Consider the following 17,136-nt stretch of genomic DNA (forward strand, 5'->3'; position numbering starts at 1 on the left):
ATTCAACGCTGAATTTCGCCCGCCAGTCTACCGCGCACAGTGGATGCGTTTAGTAGTAGTAGACCGGTGAAACGAATGGTGCGTGTCATGAATCGTGCTCCGTTAAATTCAATATGCTTTTAGTGGTACTGGATACGGCTGTTCATGTCAACCCCTGAAGATGAAAACGGGCCCGAGAGACGGAATCAACAGGTTATTAACTTTAGCTAATTGTGCTGGTTTTAGCTTTCGTAGCCCGACTAATTGTCTAATTTTGGACTTAATAAAAGAGTTGCAGAAACAAATAAATATAATTGTTTAAAATGAGTGAAATGTGTTGAAGAGAATGCTTTGTGCTTAAAGAGTTTGGATATCATTAAGTTATAAATACAGCGAATCTATTCCAGGACGTTGAAAAACGAAAAGAGATAACAGGATGTTAAGTAACTGTAGATCGATAGCATTAACAGTTTAATAATACTTAAGTCATCGTTAACCTGATGGCAATTGTATATTTGTTTAGTTTATGGTTTCATTCAGTTCCTAAAGTCAAACATATCATTTGCGCTCATTAATTTTCATTTATATAGAGTCTTTATATATTCCGAATTTTAAATAATTCTCTTTCGCTGATCGTATTTGCATGATAAATCATATTTTTCGAGATTATTACCGTGCGATGGCAAAGGGAGTGTAGCGTGACAGTGGAGTCAGAAGTGCCAGAAAATAATATTAAACAACCTCAAGCTACTGATGGGATTAAACCGCAGTTACGCACGGTGGATCTGAATCTTCTGACGGTGTTTGATGCTGTCATGCAGGAACAGAATATCACCCGCGCTGCTCAAACCTTGGGGATGTCACAACCTGCCGTAAGTAATGCCGTTGCCAGGCTTAAGCTTATGTTTAACGACGAATTATTTGTTCGCTACGGGAGAGGGATTCAGCCTACGGCGCGCGCATACCAGCTGTTTGGCTCTATTCGCCAGGCGTTGCAACTGGTTCAAAATGAGCTGCCGGGGTCGGGCTTTGAACCCTTAAGCAGCGAGCGCGTATTCCATCTTTGTGTCTGTAGTCCATTAGATAATTATTTAACGTCGATTATCTATAATAAAGTTGAAGAGATCGCACCAAATATCAATCTTGTTTTTAAATCATCCCTGAATCAAAACACGGAACATCAGTTACGCTATCAGGAGATTGAGTTCGTTCTCGGGTATGAAGAGTTCCGTCGTCCGGAATTCTCCTGCGTGCCGCTGTTTAAAGATGAAATGGTTCTGGTCGCCAGTAAAAAACACCCACGCCTGAATTCTCCGCTGCGCGAAAACGATGTTTATAACGAGCAGCATGCCGTTGTTGCACTCGACAGATATGCTTCCTTTAGCCTGCCGTGGTATGACACTGCGGATAAACAGGCAAGCGTGGCTTATCAGGGCATGGCTATGGTCAGCGTATTAAACGTGGTCTCACAGACACAGCTGGTGGCGATTGCGCCGCGCTGGCTGGCAGAAGAGTTTTCTGACTCTCTAAATCTGCAAATTTTACCTCTGCCACTCAAACTAAATAGCCGTACCTGTTATCTTTCCTGGCATGAAGCAGCGGGGCGGGATAAAGGACATCAGTGGATGGAAGAGCTGCTGGTGGGCATTTGCCGTCGGTAAACGCATCAGGATAAATTGCATCGGATTATGTGATTTATCCTGGTTTTTTTTAGATAATTGATATTTTGTTCTGTTGTTCTTTTTTTTGGGCTGCTCTCTGGCTCGCAAAAATAGATGATTTCCTGCGTTGTCGCGCTTTTCAGTGATGATTTATCACCCCATCCTCTATTCCCAGAGGAATTAACCATATCTTCAGTTAACGGCTGCTTTTTCTGCTTTACGCACCGTTTATCTCTCCAGGTTTGCTAATTGCCTGCCTCATAACGAGCGGTTAAGGTAAAGAACACTCTGCAAAATATAAGATTGGTTTCTCCCAATCGTAAGACGGTGCGGAAATGAATTCGGCATTCCGTCTATAACAAAATGCCTGGAGGCAAACCATGGAGATGTTGTCTGGCGCGGAAATGGTCGTTCGGTCGCTGATCGATCAGGGCGTAAAGCAAGTGTTCGGCTACCCTGGCGGCGCGGTTCTCGATATTTATGATGCGCTGCACACGGTAGGGGGCATTGACCATGTTCTGGTACGTCACGAGCAGGCGGCGGTACACATGGCTGACGGCCTGGCGCGGGCGACGGGTGAAGTGGGTGTGGTATTAGTCACGTCCGGTCCCGGCGCGACAAACGCCATTACCGGCATTGCGACAGCGTATATGGACTCTATCCCGCTGGTGATCCTCTCCGGGCAGGTGGCAACCTCACTGATCGGTTACGATGCGTTTCAGGAGTGCGACATGGTAGGGATTTCGCGTCCCGTTGTGAAGCACAGCTTCCTGGTCAAGCAAACGGAAGACATTCCCGGCGTACTGAAGAAAGCTTTCTGGCTGGCGGCGAGCGGACGCCCTGGACCGGTGGTGGTCGATCTGCCTAAAGATATCCTCAACCCGGCAAACAAGCTGCCATATGTCTGGCCGGAAGCGGTCAGCATGCGCTCTTATAACCCAACAACGCAGGGGCACAAAGGGCAGATCAAGCGAGCGTTGCAAACGCTTCTGGCAGCCAAAAAACCGGTGGTCTATGTCGGAGGCGGGGCGATCAACGCTGCCTGTGAAGCCCAGCTTCGCGAGTTGGTTGAAAAACTCAACCTTCCTGTGGCGTCGTCGCTGATGGGACTGGGGGCGTTCCCCGCAACCCATCGTCAGGCGCTGGGTATGCTGGGTATGCACGGTACCTATGAAGCCAACATGACGATGCATCATTCCGATGTGATTTTTGCCGTCGGCGTGCGTTTTGACGATCGCACCACAAACAACCTGGCGAAGTATTGCCCTAACGCTACCGTGCTGCATATTGATATCGATCCAACGTCAATTTCAAAAACGGTATCGGCTGATGTGCCTATCGTCGGTGATGCCCGGCAGGTTCTGGAGCAAATGCTGGATCTGCTGGCCCAGGAGAGTGCGACCCAGCCGCTGGATGAGATCCGCGACTGGTGGCAGCAGATTGAACAGTGGCGCGCGCGTCAGTGCCTGAAATATGACACACAAAGTGAAAATATTAAGCCGCAGGCGGTCATTGAAGCGGTGTGGCGACTGACGAAAGGTGAGGCGTACGTAACCTCAGATGTTGGGCAGCATCAGATGTTTGCCGCCCTGTATTATCCGTTTGATAAACCGCGACACTGGATCAACTCCGGTGGTTTAGGAACAATGGGCTTTGGTCTGCCTGCCGCGTTGGGCGTGAAGCTGGCGCTGCCGAATGAAACCGTCGTCTGCGTAACGGGGGACGGCAGTATTCAGATGAACATTCAGGAGCTGTCTACTGCGCTGCAATATGAACTGCCGGTACTGGTGCTGAACCTGAATAACGGGTATCTCGGTATGGTGAAGCAGTGGCAGGATATGATCTACTCTGGCCGTCACTCTCAATCCTACATGAAATCGCTGCCAGATTTTGTTCGCCTTGCTGAAGCTTACGGCCATGTTGGCATGCGGGTGACCGATCCGGCAGAGCTGGAAACAAAGCTCGCGCAAGCGCTTGAGCACGTTAAAAACAACCGCCTCGTCTTTATGGATGTGATTGTTGATGGGACCGAGCACGTTTATCCGATGCATATTCGTGGAGGCGGTATGGATGAAATGTGGTTAAGCAAAACGGAGAGAACCTGATATGCGCCGGATATTATCGGTTTTACTGGAAAATGAGTCTGGCGCACTGTCGCGCGTCATTGGCCTTTTTGCGCAGCGCGGCTATAACATTGAAAGCCTGACCGTTGCCCCAACGGAAGACCCAACGCTGTCACGCATGACGATCCAAACTGTCGGCGATGCCAAAGTGCTAGAACAGATTGAAAAACAGCTGCATAAGCTGGTTGATGTGCTGCGCGTGAGCGAGCTGGGGCAGGGGGCCTATGTTGAACGTGAGGTCATGCTGGTGAAAATCCAGGCCAGCGGCTACGGGCGCGAAGAAGTTAAACGTAATGCGGATATTTTCCGCGGACAAATTATCGACGTTACGCCTTCTCTTTATACGGTTCAGCTGGTCGGGACAAGTGACAAGCTGGATGCTTTCCTGACGTCCGTGCGGGATGTGGCAAAAATTGTCGAGGTCGCGAGATCGGGTGTAGTGGGTCTGTCACGCGGCGAGAAAATCATGCGTTAGTTGTCAAAAAGGTTCGCCTCTTTCTGCCCGGTCACCAAAGCCGGGCTTTTTTTTGCGTAATCAGCCGACAACGCAGATAAAAGCGGTTGCCGCGAAGGCTTTTCTGCGTTTAGATGTTAAAAGATTTAACCATAACCTTGACAGGGCCATGGACTCTTTTCTTTTTTTAAGGGGCAATTGTGAAACTGGATGAAATCGCCCGGCTAGCCGGCGTGTCACGAACAACGGCCAGCTATGTGATTAACGGTAAAGCAAAGCAGTACCGTGTCAGCGACAAGACCGTTGAAAAAGTTATGGCGGTGGTTCGTGAGCATAACTACCATCCGAATGCTGTCGCAGCCGGTCTGCGCGCCGGGCGCACCCGCTCTATTGGTCTGGTGATCCCTGACCTGGAAAACACCAGCTATACCCGTATCGCCAACTATCTCGAACGTCAGGCGCGCCAGCGCGGTTATCAATTGCTGATTGCCTGCTCTGAAGATCAGCCCGACAACGAGATGCGCTGCATTGAACATCTTCTCCAGCGCCAGGTGGATGCCATTATTGTTTCGACCTCCCTACCGCCAGAACATCCGTTCTACCAGCGCTGGGCGAACGACCCGTTCCCAATCGTTGCGCTGGATCGCGCGCTCGATCGCGAGCATTTCACCAGCGTCGTGGGTGCGGATCAGGATGATGCAGAAATGCTGGCCGCAGAGCTGCGAACTTTCCCCGCAGAAACTGTGCTGTATCTTGGCGCGCTGCCCGAGCTTTCCGTTAGCTTCCTGCGTGAGCAGGGGTTCAGAACCGCGTGGAAAGACGATCCGCGCGAGGTTAACTATCTCTATGCCAACAGTTACGAACGTGAAGCCGCAGCGCAGCTGTTCGAAAAATGGCTGGAGACACACCCGATGCCGCAGGCGCTATTCACCACGTCGTTTGCGCTGTTGCAGGGTGTCATGGATGTAACCTTACGCCGTGAAGGTAAACTTCCCTCTGACCTGGCGATTGCCACGTTTGGGGATAACGAGCTGCTCGACTTCCTTCAGTGTCCGGTGCTGGCGGTAGCACAGCGTCACCGTGATGTGGCTGAACGCGTGCTGGAGATTGTGCTGGCAAGCCTGGATGAGCCGCGCAAACCGAAGCCGGGCCTGACGCGTATCAAACGTAATCTCTATCATCGCGGAATTTTAAGCCGCCAAAAATGAAATGACCGGGGCGGGAAAGTCTGCCCCATTTTGCTGCGATAAATCGTCCGGATAATTCCCGGAGAGAAATTAGGATAATTCTTGTGAGATGATAATCGCCAATTTTTCTTAATTCATTTTGGCTTTTAAATTGTCCTTTAAAGAACATCTCAGCGATTTTAAACAGCTATCTTTGTATTATTTTGTTACAAACCCTATTCGGCCGATGAATATTCAGACGTTTTTCCTCCTCCTGTAGCTGCTTACGTGGCAACTGCCGCGCTTACCCGGTGCCAGAGTGAATCTGGCGCTGTTATCCCCTGAGAATCTGTCATAAAATGCTGCCCGCGTCGCAAACTGACACTTTATATTTATCTGCGATGATATTGAGTGAGCTTTAACGCTAGTGTGCATATTCGGTTTTTTTCTTACAAATATTCATAACGTTAATTTTGCCTCGCCAGTTGTGCAGTTATTAACCAGGACTGTTTATCTCTGTAAATAGAGGGCGTTCGAGTCCTTACAGGGAGAGTCCTGGCTTGACAAGCTTTTCCCTCGCTCCGTAAACTCCTTTAGGTGGGAATTTGTGGGTTAAAGTGGTGAGGAGGGGTGAGACTGGCATGTTCCGTGGAGCAACGTTAGTCAATCTCGACAGCAAAGGGCGTTTATCGGTACCAACCCGATATCGCGACCAGCTGATCGAGAACGCTGCGGGTCAAATGGTTTGCACCATTGACATTAACTCCCCCTGCCTGCTGCTTTACCCCTTGCCTGAATGGGAAATTATTGAGCAAAAGCTGTCGCGACTGTCGAGCATGAACCCGCAGGAACGCCGCGTGCAGCGGCTGTTATTGGGACATGCCAGTGAATGTCAGATGGATAACGCAGGGCGGTTACTGATTGCCCCTGTGTTACGGCAACATGCCGGTCTGACCAAAGAAGTGATGCTGGTCGGGCAGTTCAACAAATTTGAACTGTGGGATGAAACGACCTGGTATCAACAGGTCAAGGAAGATATCGACGCTGAGCAGTCTGATTCCGCGACATTATCGGAACGGCTGCAGGACTTGTCTCTATAAATATGATGGAAAATTATAAACACAAAACGGTGTTACTGGACGAGGCCGTAAACGGTCTGAATATTCGTCCGGATGGCATCTACATTGATGGCACGTTTGGTCGCGGTGGTCACTCGCGTTTGATTCTCTCCCAGCTTGGAGAGGAAGGACGTCTGCTGGCAATCGATCGCGATCCGCAGGCAATTGCGGTTGCACAGACCATCAATGACCCACGCTTTTCCATCGTGCATGGACCTTTCTCTGCGCTCGCAGATTATGTTGCTGAGCGCGGCCTGACGGGCAAGATCGACGGGATTCTCCTCGATCTTGGCGTCTCTTCACCCCAACTTGATGATGCCGAACGTGGTTTCTCCTTTATGCGTGATGGTCCGCTAGATATGCGGATGGATCCGACGCGCGGTCAGTCTGCCGCTGAGTGGTTACAGACCGCTGACGAAGCCGATATTGCATGGGTCATCAAAACGTTTGGCGAAGAGCGCTTTGGCAAACGAATCGCGCGCGCCATCGTTGAGCGTAATCGCATTGAACCAATGACCCGCACCAAAGAGTTGGCCGAAGTGATCGCGGCGGCGACACCGGTGAAGGATAAGCACAAACATCCCGCGACCCGTACCTTCCAGGCGGTTCGCATCTGGGTAAACAGTGAACTGGAGGAAATAGAGCTGGCGCTAAAAAGCTCGCTCGACGTGCTGGCTCCGGGGGGGCGGTTATCCATCATCAGCTTCCATTCGCTGGAAGACCGTATTGTGAAACGCTTTATGCGTGAACAAAGCCGCGGTCCACAGGTGCCAGCGGGGCTGCCGATGACGGAAGAACAACTCAGGAAGCTGGGTGGCCGTCAGTTGCGAGCATTAGGCAAGTTGATGCCGGGCGAAGAAGAAGTGGCAGAGAATCCACGCGCCCGTAGTTCAGTGCTGCGTGTTGCAGAGAGGACGAACGCATGATCGGCAGAGTGACAGAGACCCTAAGCAAAGTTAAGGATTCGTTAGGAAGCAACGAGCGCCATGCCTTGCCTGGCGTGATCGGCGACGATCTTTTGCGGTTTGGGAAACTGCCACTCTGTCTGTTCATTTGCATCATTGTCACGGCAGTTACGGTGGTGACCACCGCCCATCATACACGTTTATTGACTGCGCAACGCGAGCAGATGGTACTGGAACGCGATGCGCTGGATATTGAATGGCGAAATCTGATCCTTGAAGAAAACGCGCTCGGCGATCACAGCCGGGTTGAACGGATCGCAACGGAAAAGCTGCAACTGCAGCATGTTGATCCTTCGCAGGAAAATATCGTAGTACAAAAATAAGGGAAAACGCGACGCATGAAAGCAGCGGCAAAAACGCTAAAACCAAAACGTCAGGAAGAACAGGCCAACTTTATCAGTTGGCGTTTTGCGTTGCTTTGCGGCTGCATTTTACTCGCTCTGGGTTTTCTGCTTGGACGCGTGGCCTGGCTACAAATCATCGCTCCTGACATGCTGGTACGCCAGGGTGACATGCGTTCCCTGCGCGTTCAGGAAGTGTCGACATCCCGTGGGATGATTACCGATCGCTCGGGGCGTCCGCTAGCGGTGAGCGTGCCGGTGAAGGCGATTTGGGCCGATCCTAAAGAACTGCATGATGCTGGCGGTATCACACTTGATAACCGCTGGAAGGCCCTTGCGGATGCGCTGAAGATGCCGTTGGACCAGTTAGCTTCACGCGTGAATACGAACCCGAGAGGGCGCTTTATCTATCTGGCACGTCAGGTGAACCCTGACATGGCGGACTACATCAAAAAATTGAAGCTGCCGGGGATCCATCTGCGTGAAGAATCCCGTCGTTACTATCCATCCGGCGAAGTGACTGCTCACCTCATTGGCTTTACTAACGTTGATAGCCAGGGGATTGAAGGCGTTGAAAAAAGCTTTGATAAATGGCTTACCGGCCAGCCCGGCGAGCGCATTGTGCGTAAAGACCGCTATGGTCGCGTGATCGAGGATATTTCCTCAACGGACAGCCAGGCCGCACACAACCTTGCGCTGAGTATCGATGAGCGATTACAGGCGCTGGTTTACCGCGAACTGAACAATGCCGTGGCCTTCAACAAAGCGGAATCGGGCAGTGCTGTGTTAGTTGATGTCAGCACGGGTGAAGTGCTGGCGATGGCCAATAGCCCGTCCTACAACCCTAATAATCTTACCGGCACGCAGAAGGATGTTATGCGTAACCGTACCATCACCGACGTGTTCGAACCGGGTTCGACGGTTAAGCCGATGGTGGTCATGACTGCACTTCAGCGCGGTATCGTCAACGAAAACACCGTACTGAATACCATTCCATACCGAATTAACGGTCACGAAATCAAAGACGTGGCGCGCTACAGCGAATTGACCCTGACCGGGGTATTACAGAAGTCGAGTAACGTCGGCGTTTCAAAGCTGGCGTTAGCGATGCCGTCCTCAGCGTTAGTAGAGACTTACTCACGTTTTGGACTTGGAAAGGCGACCAATTTGGGGTTGGTCGGAGAACGCAGTGGCTTATATCCTCAAAAACAACGGTGGTCTGACATAGAGAGGGCCACCTTCTCTTTCGGCTACGGGCTAATGGTAACTCCGTTACAGCTAGCGCGAGTCTATGCAACGATTGGCAGCTATGGCGTCTATCGTCCGCTGTCGATTACTAAAGTTGATCCACCGGTTCCGGGCGAGCGTATCTTCCCGGAATCTGTCGTTCGTACCGTGGTGCACATGATGGAAAGCGTGGCGCTGCCTGGCGGCGGCGGCGTGAAGGCGGCGATCAAAGGCTATCGCATTGCCATCAAGACCGGTACAGCGAAAAAGGTGGGGCCAGACGGCCGCTACATCAACAAATATATTGCCTATACCGCAGGCGTTGCGCCTGCAAGCAATCCGCGTTTTGCGCTGGTGGTCGTAATAAACGATCCACAGGCGGGTAAATACTACGGCGGCGCCGTCTCCGCGCCTGTGTTCGGGGCTATCATGGGCGGCGTGTTACGCACCATGAACATTGAACCGGATGCGCTGGCGACGGGCGAAAAAAGTGAATTTGTAATTAATCAAGGCGAGGGTACAGGTGGCAGATCGTAATTTGCGCGACCTTCTCGCTCCGTGGGTGCCAAATGCACCGGAGCGAGCACTGCGAGAGATGGTACTGGACAGCCGCGTGGCTGCTTCTGGCGATCTTTTTGTGGCGGTGGTCGGTCATCAGGCGGACGGGCGTCGTTATATCCCGCAGGCGATTGCGCAAGGTGTGGCTGCCATTATTGCTGAGGCCAAAGATGAGGCAACCGACGGTGAGATCCGTGAAATGCACGGGGTGCCGGTTATCTATCTCAGCCAGTTAAACGAGCGTCTCTCCGCGCTGGCGGGACGTTTTTATCACGAACCTTCCGACCAGCTGCGTCTGGTCGGCGTGACGGGCACGAACGGTAAAACCACCACCACGCAGCTGATGGCGCAGTGGGCCCAGCTGTTGGGTGAAACCGGTGCAGTGATGGGTACCGTAGGTAACGGCCTGCTGGGCAAAGTGAGCCCGACGGAAAACACCACCGGCTCGGCGGTAGACGTACAGCATGTGCTTGCAGGTCTGGCTGGGCAGGGGGCAACCTTTGCTGCGATGGAGGTCTCTTCGCACGGTCTGGTACAGCATCGGGTTGCGGCGCTGAAATTTGCCGCTTCAGTGTTTACTAACCTGAGTCGCGATCATCTTGATTATCATGGTGATATGGAGCATTACGAAGCCGCGAAATGGCTGCTGTTCTCCACTCACCATTACGGACAAGCCATCATCAACGCCGACGACGAAGTGGGCCGCCGCTGGCTGGCGAAGCTGCCGGATGCGGTTGCGGTGTCGATGGAAGACCATATCAATCCGAACTGCCACGGCCGCTGGCTGAAGGCGGTTGAGGTGAATTACCACGACAGCGGGGCGACAATCCGCTTTGCTTCTTCCTGGGGTGAAGGCGAAATTGAAAGCCGCCTGATGGGCGCGTTCAACGTCAGCAACCTGCTGCTGGCGCTGGCGACGCTGCTGGCGCTGGGTTATCCGATGGCTGAACTGCTGAAAACCTCAGCGCGTCTGCAGCCGGTTTGCGGCCGTATGGAAGTGTTCAGCGCGCCGGGCAAACCGACCGTTGTGGTTGATTACGCCCACACGCCGGATGCGCTGGAAAAAGCGCTCGAAGCGGCGCGCCTGCACTGCGCCGGGAAGCTCTGGTGCGTGTTTGGCTGCGGTGGCGATCGTGATAAAGGCAAACGCCCGCTGATGGGGGCTATTGCCGAGCAGTTCGCAGATATTCCGGTAGTAACCGATGACAACCCGCGTACGGAAGAGCCGCGCGCCATCATCAATGACATTCTGGCGGGCATGCTGGACGCGGGCCGCGCTCGCGTGGTGGAAGGCCGTGCGGAAGCCGTGACCAATACCATTATGCAGGCGCAGGAGAATGATGTTGTCCTGTTAGCGGGCAAAGGGCATGAAGATTATCAGATCGTTGGCAATCGCCGTCTGGACTACTCGGACCGCGTAACGGCAGCTCGTCTGCTGGGAGTCGTGGCATGATTAGCATCACGTTACGTCAGGCCGCTGCAATCCTGAAGGGCGACCTGCACGGGCAAGACCTGACCATTGATGCCGTAACGACGGACACCCGCAAAATCACTGCAGGCTGTCTGTTTGTGGCGCTGAAAGGCGAACGTTTTGACGCGCATGATTTTGCTGAACAGGCCAAAGAGAACGGCGCCGGTGCGCTGCTGGTCAGCCGCAAGCTCGATATCGATCTGCCGCAAATTGTGGTGAAAGATACGCGCCTCGCGTTCGGTGAGCTGGCTGCCTGGGTGCGTCAGCAGGTGCCTGCTCGCGTCGTCGCGCTGACCGGATCCTCAGGCAAAACGTCAGTGAAAGAGATGACGGCGGCGATCCTCGGCCAGTGCGGTAATACGCTTTATACCGCGGGCAACCTCAATAATGATATCGGCGTGCCGATGACATTGCTTCGCCTGACCAAAGAGCATGACTATGCGGTGATCGAGTTAGGAGCAAACCACCAGGGCGAAATCGCCTGGACCGTGAGCCTGACTCGCCCGGAAGCTGCGCTGGTGAATAACCTCGCGGCTGCGCACCTGGAAGGTTTTGGCTCGCTGGAAGGCGTGGCAAAAGCGAAAGGCGAGATTTACACCGGCCTGCCGGATAACGGTATCGCTATTCTGAACGCCGATAACAACGACTGGCTGAACTGGCAGAGCATTATTGGCTCGCGTAAAACCTGGCGCTTCTCGCCAAATGCGGCCAACAGTGATTTTACGGCGACCAATATCCATGTGACGTCCCACGGCACCGAGTTCACCCTCACGACCCCAACGGGGGGCGTGGAGGTTCTGCTGCCGCTGCCGGGTCGCCATAACATCGCCAATGCCCTTGCGGCGGCGGCGCTGTCAACGGCGGTGGGCGCTACACATGAGGCGATCAAAGCCGGGCTGGCGAACCTGAAAGCCGTGCCGGGTCGTCTGTTCCCGATTCAGCTTTCGGAAAACAAACTGCTGCTGGATGACTCCTACAACGCGAACGTTGGTTCAATGACGGCGGCGGTGCAGGTGTTATCAGAAATGCCGGGCTACCGCATCATGGTGGTTGGCGACATGGCAGAGCTGGGCGACGAAAGCGAAGCCTGTCATACCCAGGTTGGCGAAGCGGCGAAAGCTGCGGGGCTGGACTGTGTACTGAGCGCAGGAAAACTGAGCCAGGCGATTAGCCAGGCCAGCGGCGTTGGCGAGCATTTTGCCGATAAAACCGCGTTGATTGAGCGCCTTAAGGCATTAATTACAGAAAAACAAATTGTGACAGTGTTAGTGAAAGGTTCACGTAGTGCCGCCATGGAACAGGTTGTGCACGCATTACAGGAGAACGGGACATGTTAGTTTGGCTGGCCGAACATTTGGTCAAATATTATTCAGGCTTTAACGTCTTTTCGTATCTGACGTTTCGCGCCATCGTCAGCCTGCTGACTGCGCTGTTCATCTCGTTGTGGATGGGCCCGCGCATGATTGCCCGTCTGCAAAAACTCTCTTTCGGCCAGGTTGTGCGTAACGACGGTCCGGAATCGCACTTCAGCAAACGCGGTACCCCGACCATGGGCGGGATCATGATCCTGACCGCCATCGTCGTTTCCGTGCTGCTGTGGGCGTATCCCTCCAACCCGTACGTCTGGTGCGTTCTGACGGTACTGGTGGGTTATGGGATCATCGGTTTTGTTGATGATTACCGCAAAGTCGTTCGTAAAGATACTAAGGGCCTGATCGCGCGCTGGAAATATTTCTGGATGTCGGTGATCGCGCTTGGCGTAGCCTTCGCGCTGTATCTGGCAGGCAAAGACACACCGGCCACCGAGCTGGTTGTGCCGTTCTTCAAAGACGTGATGCCGCAGTTGGGGCTGTTCTACATTCTGCTGGCCTACTTTGTGATTGTCGGCACCGGTAATGCCGTTAACCTGACCGACGGTCTGGATGGCCTGGCCATTATGCCAACCGTCTTTGTGGCGGCCGGTTTCGCGCTGGTGGCGTGGGCGACCGGTAACATGAACTTTGCGAACTACCTGCACATTCCTTATCTGCGCCATGCGGGTGAGCTGGTGATCGTCTGTACGGCGATTGTTGGCGCGGGGCTGGGCTTCCTGTGGTTCAACACCTATCCGGCTCAGGTCTTTATGGGTGACGTCGGTTCACTGGCGTTAGGCGGCGCGCTGGGCATTATCGCCGTACTGCTGCGTCAGGAGTTCCTGCTGGTGATCATGGGCGGCGTGTTTGTGGTTGAAACCCTGTCGGTGATTTTGCAGGTCGGTTCCTTCAAGCTGCGCGGTCAGCGCATCTTCCGTATGGCGCCGATTCACCACCACTATGAACTGAAAGGCTGGCCGGAGCCGCGCGTTATTGTGCGCTTCTGGATTATTTCGCTGATGCTGGTGCTGATTGGCCTGGCAACGCTGAAGGTACGTTAATCATGGCAGATTACCAGGGCAAAAAAGTCGTTATCATCGGGTTGGGCCTTACGGGACTCTCCTGCGTGGACTTTTTCCTCGCACGCGGCGTGACGCCGCGCGTGATGGATACGCGTGTCTCTCCGCCGGGTCTGGACAAACTGCCGGAACAGGTTGAACGCCACCTTGGTGGTCTGAATGATGACTGGCTGCTGGCAGCCGATCTGATTGTCGCCAGCCCGGGTATGGCGCTGGCGCACCCTTCACTGAGCGCTGCCGCGGATGCGGGCGTTGAGATTGTCGGCGATATCGAGCTGTTCTGCCGTGAAGTGCAGGCGCCCGTTATCGCGATTACCGGTTCTAACGGTAAAAGCACCGTCACCACTCTGGTGGGTGAAATGGCGAAAGCGGCAGGCATGAACGTCGGCGTTGGCGGTAACATTGGTTTACCTGCTCTGATGCTGCTGGACAAAGGCTGCGAGCTGTTCGTGCTGGAACTCTCCAGCTTCCAGCTGGAAACGACTTCCAGCCTGCATGCTGCGGCTGCGACGATCCTCAACGTGACTGAAGATCATATGGACAGGTATCCATTTGGCCTGCAGCAGTACCGTGCCGCTAAGCTCCGCGTTTATGAAAATGCCAAAGTCTGCGTTGTTAATGCCGATGACGCGCTGACCATGCCGGTGCGTGGCGCAGACGATCGCTGTATCAGCTTCGGTATCACGATGGGGGATTATCATCTGAACCGCCAACTGGGTGAAACCTGGCTGCGCGTGAAGGGTGAGAAAGTGCTGAACGTGAAAGAGATGAAGCTCACAGGTCAGCACAACTACACCAATGCCCTGGCGGCGCTGGCGCTGGCGGATGCTGTAGGGCTGCCGCGCTCCTCCAGCCTGAAAGCGTTAACCACGTTTTCAGGTCTGGCGCACCGTTTCCAGCTGGCGCTGGAGCACAACGGCGTGCGCTGGATCAACGACTCCAAAGCCACCAACGTGGGCAGCACGGAGGCCGCGCTCAACGGGCTGCACGTTGACGGCACCCTGCATCTGCTGCTGGGCGGCGACGGTAAATCAGCTGATTTTTCCTCGCTGAAGCCGTATCTCTCCGGCGATAACGTCCGCCTGTACTGCTTCGGCCGTGACGGCAGCGAGCTGGCTGAACTGCGCCCTGAGGTTGCCGTACAAACCGAAACCATGGAACAGGCGATGCGGCTGATTGCCCCTCGCGTGAAGCCAGGCGATATGGTGCTGCTCTCTCCGGCCTGTGCCAGCCTCGATCAATTCAAGAATTTCGAACAGCGTGGTGATGTCTTTACCCGCCTGGCGAAGGAGTTAGGCTGATGCGTTTATCTCTCCCTCGCCTGAAAATGCCGCGCCTGCCAGGATTTGGGATCCTGGCATGGCTGTTTGCGGCGCTCAAAGGCTGGGTGATGGGCTCTCGTCAAAAAGATAACGACAGCCTGATCATGTACGACCGCACGCTGTTCTGGCTCACGATGGGGCTGGCGGCGGTAGGCTTTATTATGGTGACGTCGGCATCAATGCCCGTCGGGCAGCGTCTGGCGAACGATCCTTTCCTGTTTGCCAAACGTGATGGTCTTTACATCATCCTGGCGTTCTGTCTGGCGCTGGTGACCTTGCGTCTGCCGATGGAGTTCTGGCAGCGGCACAGCACGGCGATGCTGATCGCGTCGATTATTATGCTGCTGATCGTACTGGTGGTGGGCAGCTCCGTTAACGGGGCATCCCGCTGGATCGCCTTCGGCCCGCTGCGTATTCAGCCTGCGGAATTTACCAAACTCTCCCTGTTCTGCTACCTGGCTAACTACCTGGTGCGTAAGGTAGATGAGGTGCGTAACAACCTGCGCGGCTTCTTAAAACCGATGGGCGTGATTCTGGTGCTGGCGGTATTACTGCTGGCGCAGCCTGACCTCGGTACCGTTGTCGTGCTGTTCGTTACCACCCTGGCCATGCTGTTCCTGGCGGGCGCGAAGCTGTGGCAGTTCATCGCTATTATCGGGATGGGGATTTCGGCGGTTGTGCTGCTGATCCTCGCCGAGCCTTACCGTATTCGCCGTGTGACCTCGTTCTGGAACCCCTGGGAAGATCCGTTCGGCAGCGGTTATCAGCTGACGCAGTCGCTGATGGCCTTTGGTCGCGGTGAAGTCTGGGGACAGGGGCTGGGGAACTCGGTACAGAAACTTGAGTATTTACCGGAAGCGCATACTGACTTCATCTTCTCCATTATTGCGGAAGAACTGGGTTATATCGGTGTGGTATTAGCGCTATTAATGGTATTCTTCGTCGCTTTCCGCGCCATGTCCATCGGCCGGAAAGCGCTGGAGATCGATCACCGCTTCTCAGGCTTCCTGGCCTGCTCAATTGGTATCTGGTTTAGCTTCCAGGCATTGGTTAACGTGGGGGCCGCAGCGGGTATGCTGCCGACCAAAGGTCTGACGTTGCCGTTGATCAGTTATGGTGGTTCCAGTCTGTTGATTATGTCGACGGCCATCATGCTGTTGTTGCGCATAGATTATGAAACGCGTCTGGAAAAAGCCCAGGCGTTTACACGAGGTTCACGATGAATCAACCGAAGCGGTTAATGGTGATGGCTGGCGGTACCGGCGGACACGTGTTCCCGGGGCTTGCGGTTGCGCACCATTTAATGGATCAGGGCTGGCAGGTACGCTGGCTGGGAACCGCAGACCGCATGGAGGCCGACCTGGTACCGAAGCACGGTATCGAGATCGACTTTATTCGTATTTCCGGCCTTCGGGGCAAAGGCCTCAAGGCAATGCTGCTGGCACCAGTGCGTATTTTTAACGCCTGGCGTCAGGCGCGCACCATTATGAAGCGCTTTAAGCCCGATGTGGTGCTGGGCATGGGCGGCTATGTCTCGGGGCCCGGCGGGCTGGCGGCGTGGTCGTTAGGTATTCCCGTCGTTCTGCATGAGCAGAACGGTATTGCCGGTCTGACTAACAAGTGGCTGGCGAAGATCGCCACTAAAGTGATGCAGGCGTTTCCCGGCGCGTTCCCAAAAGCGGACGTAGTGGGTAATCCCGTGCGTGTCGACGTGCTGGCGCTGCCGCTGCCGGACGCTCGCCTGACGGGCCGTGAAGGGCCGGTTCGTGTGCTGGTCGTCGGCGGCTCTCAGGGCGCACGTATTTTAAACCAGACGATGCCGCAGGTAGCTGCAAAGCTGGGCGATACCGTGACCATCTGGCACCAGAGCGGGAAAGGCGCTCAGCAGACCGTTGAGCAGGCTTACGCAGACGAAGGTCAGCCGCAGCATAAAGTCACAGAGTTTATCGACGACATGGCGGCAGCGTATGCCTGGGCCGATGTCGTGGTCTGTCGCTCAGGCGCGCTGACGGTGAGTGAGATCGCCGCCGCGGGTCTGCCGGCCCTGTTTGTGCCGTTCCAGCACAAAGACAGACAGCAGTACTGGAATGCGCTGCCGCTTGAGAAAGCCGGTGCCGCGAAAATTTTTGAGCAGCCACAATTTACCGCCGACGCGGTCGCCACCACCCTGGCGGGCTGGAACAGAGACGCACTGCTGGAGATGGCACAACGCGCGCGCGCGGCCGCTATCCCTGATGCGACGGAACGGGTGGCAAAAGAAGTGAGCCTGGCAGCCCAGGCTTAACCCTCGCAGCGCGTGTTGCGCTGCACGAATTTTAAG

Annotated in this window: 15 protein-coding genes; 14 read left to right on the forward strand and 1 reads right to left on the reverse strand. The window is 54.4% G+C overall.

What is annotated here, in order from left to right; genetic code table 11:
• Positions 1-2: 2 nt before the first annotated feature.
• A complete protein-coding gene (gene leuL / locus ACW9E7_RS02320; RefSeq protein ID WP_071786497.1) occupies positions 3-89 on the reverse strand; it encodes a leu operon leader peptide in 87 nt (28 codons plus the stop codon).
• Positions 90-677: 588 nt separating this feature from the next.
• On the opposite strand from leuL, the gene leuO reads away from it, so the two are divergent.
• The 14 genes from leuO (at position 678) to murG (ending at position 17,100) form a co-directional block, all read left to right on the forward strand.
• A complete protein-coding gene (gene leuO / locus ACW9E7_RS02325; RefSeq protein WP_458727198.1) occupies positions 678-1,640 on the forward strand; it encodes a transcriptional regulator LeuO in 963 nt (320 codons plus the stop codon).
• A gap of 380 nt (positions 1,641-2,020) precedes the next feature.
• On the forward strand, positions 2,021-3,745 hold the full coding sequence (gene ilvI, locus ACW9E7_RS02330; protein WP_115876442.1) for an acetolactate synthase 3 large subunit: 1,725 nt from the start codon (positions 2,021-2,023) through the stop codon (positions 3,743-3,745).
• A gap of 1 nt (position 3,746) precedes the next feature.
• Positions 3,747-4,238: an acetolactate synthase small subunit gene (gene ilvN / locus ACW9E7_RS02335; RefSeq protein WP_045907792.1), complete on the forward strand. Its 492-nt coding sequence runs from the start codon at positions 3,747-3,749 to the stop codon at positions 4,236-4,238.
• Positions 4,239-4,417: 179 nt separating this feature from the next.
• On the forward strand, positions 4,418-5,425 hold the full coding sequence (cra, locus tag ACW9E7_RS02340) for a catabolite repressor/activator (RefSeq protein ID WP_111964044.1): 1,008 nt from the start codon (positions 4,418-4,420) through the stop codon (positions 5,423-5,425).
• A 599-nt stretch (positions 5,426-6,024) separates the two neighbouring features.
• Entirely contained in the window at positions 6,025-6,483 is a 459-nt protein-coding gene (gene mraZ, locus ACW9E7_RS02345) for a division/cell wall cluster transcriptional repressor MraZ (RefSeq protein ID WP_021240528.1), read from the forward strand.
• A 2-nt stretch (positions 6,484-6,485) separates the two neighbouring features.
• Positions 6,486-7,427: a 16S rRNA (cytosine(1402)-N(4))-methyltransferase RsmH gene (rsmH, locus tag ACW9E7_RS02350; protein WP_021240527.1), complete on the forward strand. Its 942-nt coding sequence runs from the start codon at positions 6,486-6,488 to the stop codon at positions 7,425-7,427.
• Complete coding sequence (gene ftsL / locus ACW9E7_RS02355; RefSeq protein WP_008501989.1) at positions 7,424-7,789, forward strand: cell division protein FtsL; 366 nt, start codon at positions 7,424-7,426, stop codon at positions 7,787-7,789. The genes rsmH and ftsL overlap by 4 nt, the downstream gene beginning before the upstream one ends.
• 15 nt (positions 7,790-7,804) lie before the next feature.
• Positions 7,805-9,571: a peptidoglycan glycosyltransferase FtsI gene (locus tag ACW9E7_RS02360; RefSeq protein WP_111964042.1), complete on the forward strand. Its 1,767-nt coding sequence runs from the start codon at positions 7,805-7,807 to the stop codon at positions 9,569-9,571.
• Positions 9,558-11,045, forward strand: a complete 1,488-nt coding sequence (murE, locus tag ACW9E7_RS02365) for a UDP-N-acetylmuramoyl-L-alanyl-D-glutamate--2,6-diaminopimelate ligase (protein WP_048979011.1) — start codon at positions 9,558-9,560, stop codon at positions 11,043-11,045. The genes ACW9E7_RS02360 and murE overlap by 14 nt, the downstream gene beginning before the upstream one ends.
• Positions 11,042-12,400 (forward strand): UDP-N-acetylmuramoyl-tripeptide--D-alanyl-D-alanine ligase, encoded by a 1,359-nt coding sequence (gene murF, locus ACW9E7_RS02370; protein ID WP_136195613.1) that lies wholly within the window; start codon positions 11,042-11,044, stop codon positions 12,398-12,400. The genes murE and murF overlap by 4 nt, the downstream gene beginning before the upstream one ends.
• Entirely contained in the window at positions 12,394-13,476 is a 1,083-nt protein-coding gene (gene mraY, locus ACW9E7_RS02375) for a phospho-N-acetylmuramoyl-pentapeptide-transferase (RefSeq protein ID WP_008501985.1), read from the forward strand. The genes murF and mraY overlap by 7 nt, the downstream gene beginning before the upstream one ends.
• A 2-nt stretch (positions 13,477-13,478) precedes the next feature.
• Complete coding sequence (gene murD, locus ACW9E7_RS02380; RefSeq protein WP_458727199.1) at positions 13,479-14,795, forward strand: UDP-N-acetylmuramoyl-L-alanine--D-glutamate ligase; 1,317 nt, start codon at positions 13,479-13,481, stop codon at positions 14,793-14,795.
• Positions 14,795-16,039, forward strand: coding sequence for a cell division protein FtsW (ftsW, locus tag ACW9E7_RS02385; RefSeq protein ID WP_115876438.1), 1,245 nt, complete (start codon positions 14,795-14,797; stop codon positions 16,037-16,039). The genes murD and ftsW overlap by 1 nt, the downstream gene beginning before the upstream one ends.
• Positions 16,036-17,100: an undecaprenyldiphospho-muramoylpentapeptide beta-N-acetylglucosaminyltransferase gene (gene murG / locus ACW9E7_RS02390; RefSeq protein ID WP_039260813.1), complete on the forward strand. Its 1,065-nt coding sequence runs from the start codon at positions 16,036-16,038 to the stop codon at positions 17,098-17,100. The genes ftsW and murG overlap by 4 nt, the downstream gene beginning before the upstream one ends.
• Positions 17,101-17,136 lie beyond the last annotated feature (36 nt).

It is taken from the genome of Enterobacter sp. H2G27, assembly GCF_054403075.1.

Coding starts and splice junctions, on each gene's coding strand:
- mraZ (WP_021240528.1), top strand. CDS start 6,025: ATGTTCCGTGGAGCAACGTTAGTCAATCTCGACAGCAAAGGGCGTTTA.
- ACW9E7_RS02360 (WP_111964042.1), top strand. CDS start 7,805: ATGAAAGCAGCGGCAAAAACGCTAAAACCAAAACGTCAGGAAGAACAG.
- leuL (WP_071786497.1), bottom strand. CDS start 89: ATGACACGCACCATTCGTTTCACCGGTCTACTACTACTAAACGCATCC.
- ilvN (WP_045907792.1), top strand. CDS start 3,747: ATGCGCCGGATATTATCGGTTTTACTGGAAAATGAGTCTGGCGCACTG.
- murG (WP_039260813.1), top strand. CDS start 16,036: ATGAATCAACCGAAGCGGTTAATGGTGATGGCTGGCGGTACCGGCGGA.
- ftsW (WP_115876438.1), top strand. CDS start 14,795: ATGCGTTTATCTCTCCCTCGCCTGAAAATGCCGCGCCTGCCAGGATTT.
- murF (WP_136195613.1), top strand. CDS start 11,042: ATGATTAGCATCACGTTACGTCAGGCCGCTGCAATCCTGAAGGGCGAC.
- mraY (WP_008501985.1), top strand. CDS start 12,394: ATGTTAGTTTGGCTGGCCGAACATTTGGTCAAATATTATTCAGGCTTT.
- ftsL (WP_008501989.1), top strand. CDS start 7,424: ATGATCGGCAGAGTGACAGAGACCCTAAGCAAAGTTAAGGATTCGTTA.
- rsmH (WP_021240527.1), top strand. CDS start 6,486: ATGATGGAAAATTATAAACACAAAACGGTGTTACTGGACGAGGCCGTA.
- murD (WP_458727199.1), top strand. CDS start 13,479: ATGGCAGATTACCAGGGCAAAAAAGTCGTTATCATCGGGTTGGGCCTT.
- ilvI (WP_115876442.1), top strand. CDS start 2,021: ATGGAGATGTTGTCTGGCGCGGAAATGGTCGTTCGGTCGCTGATCGAT.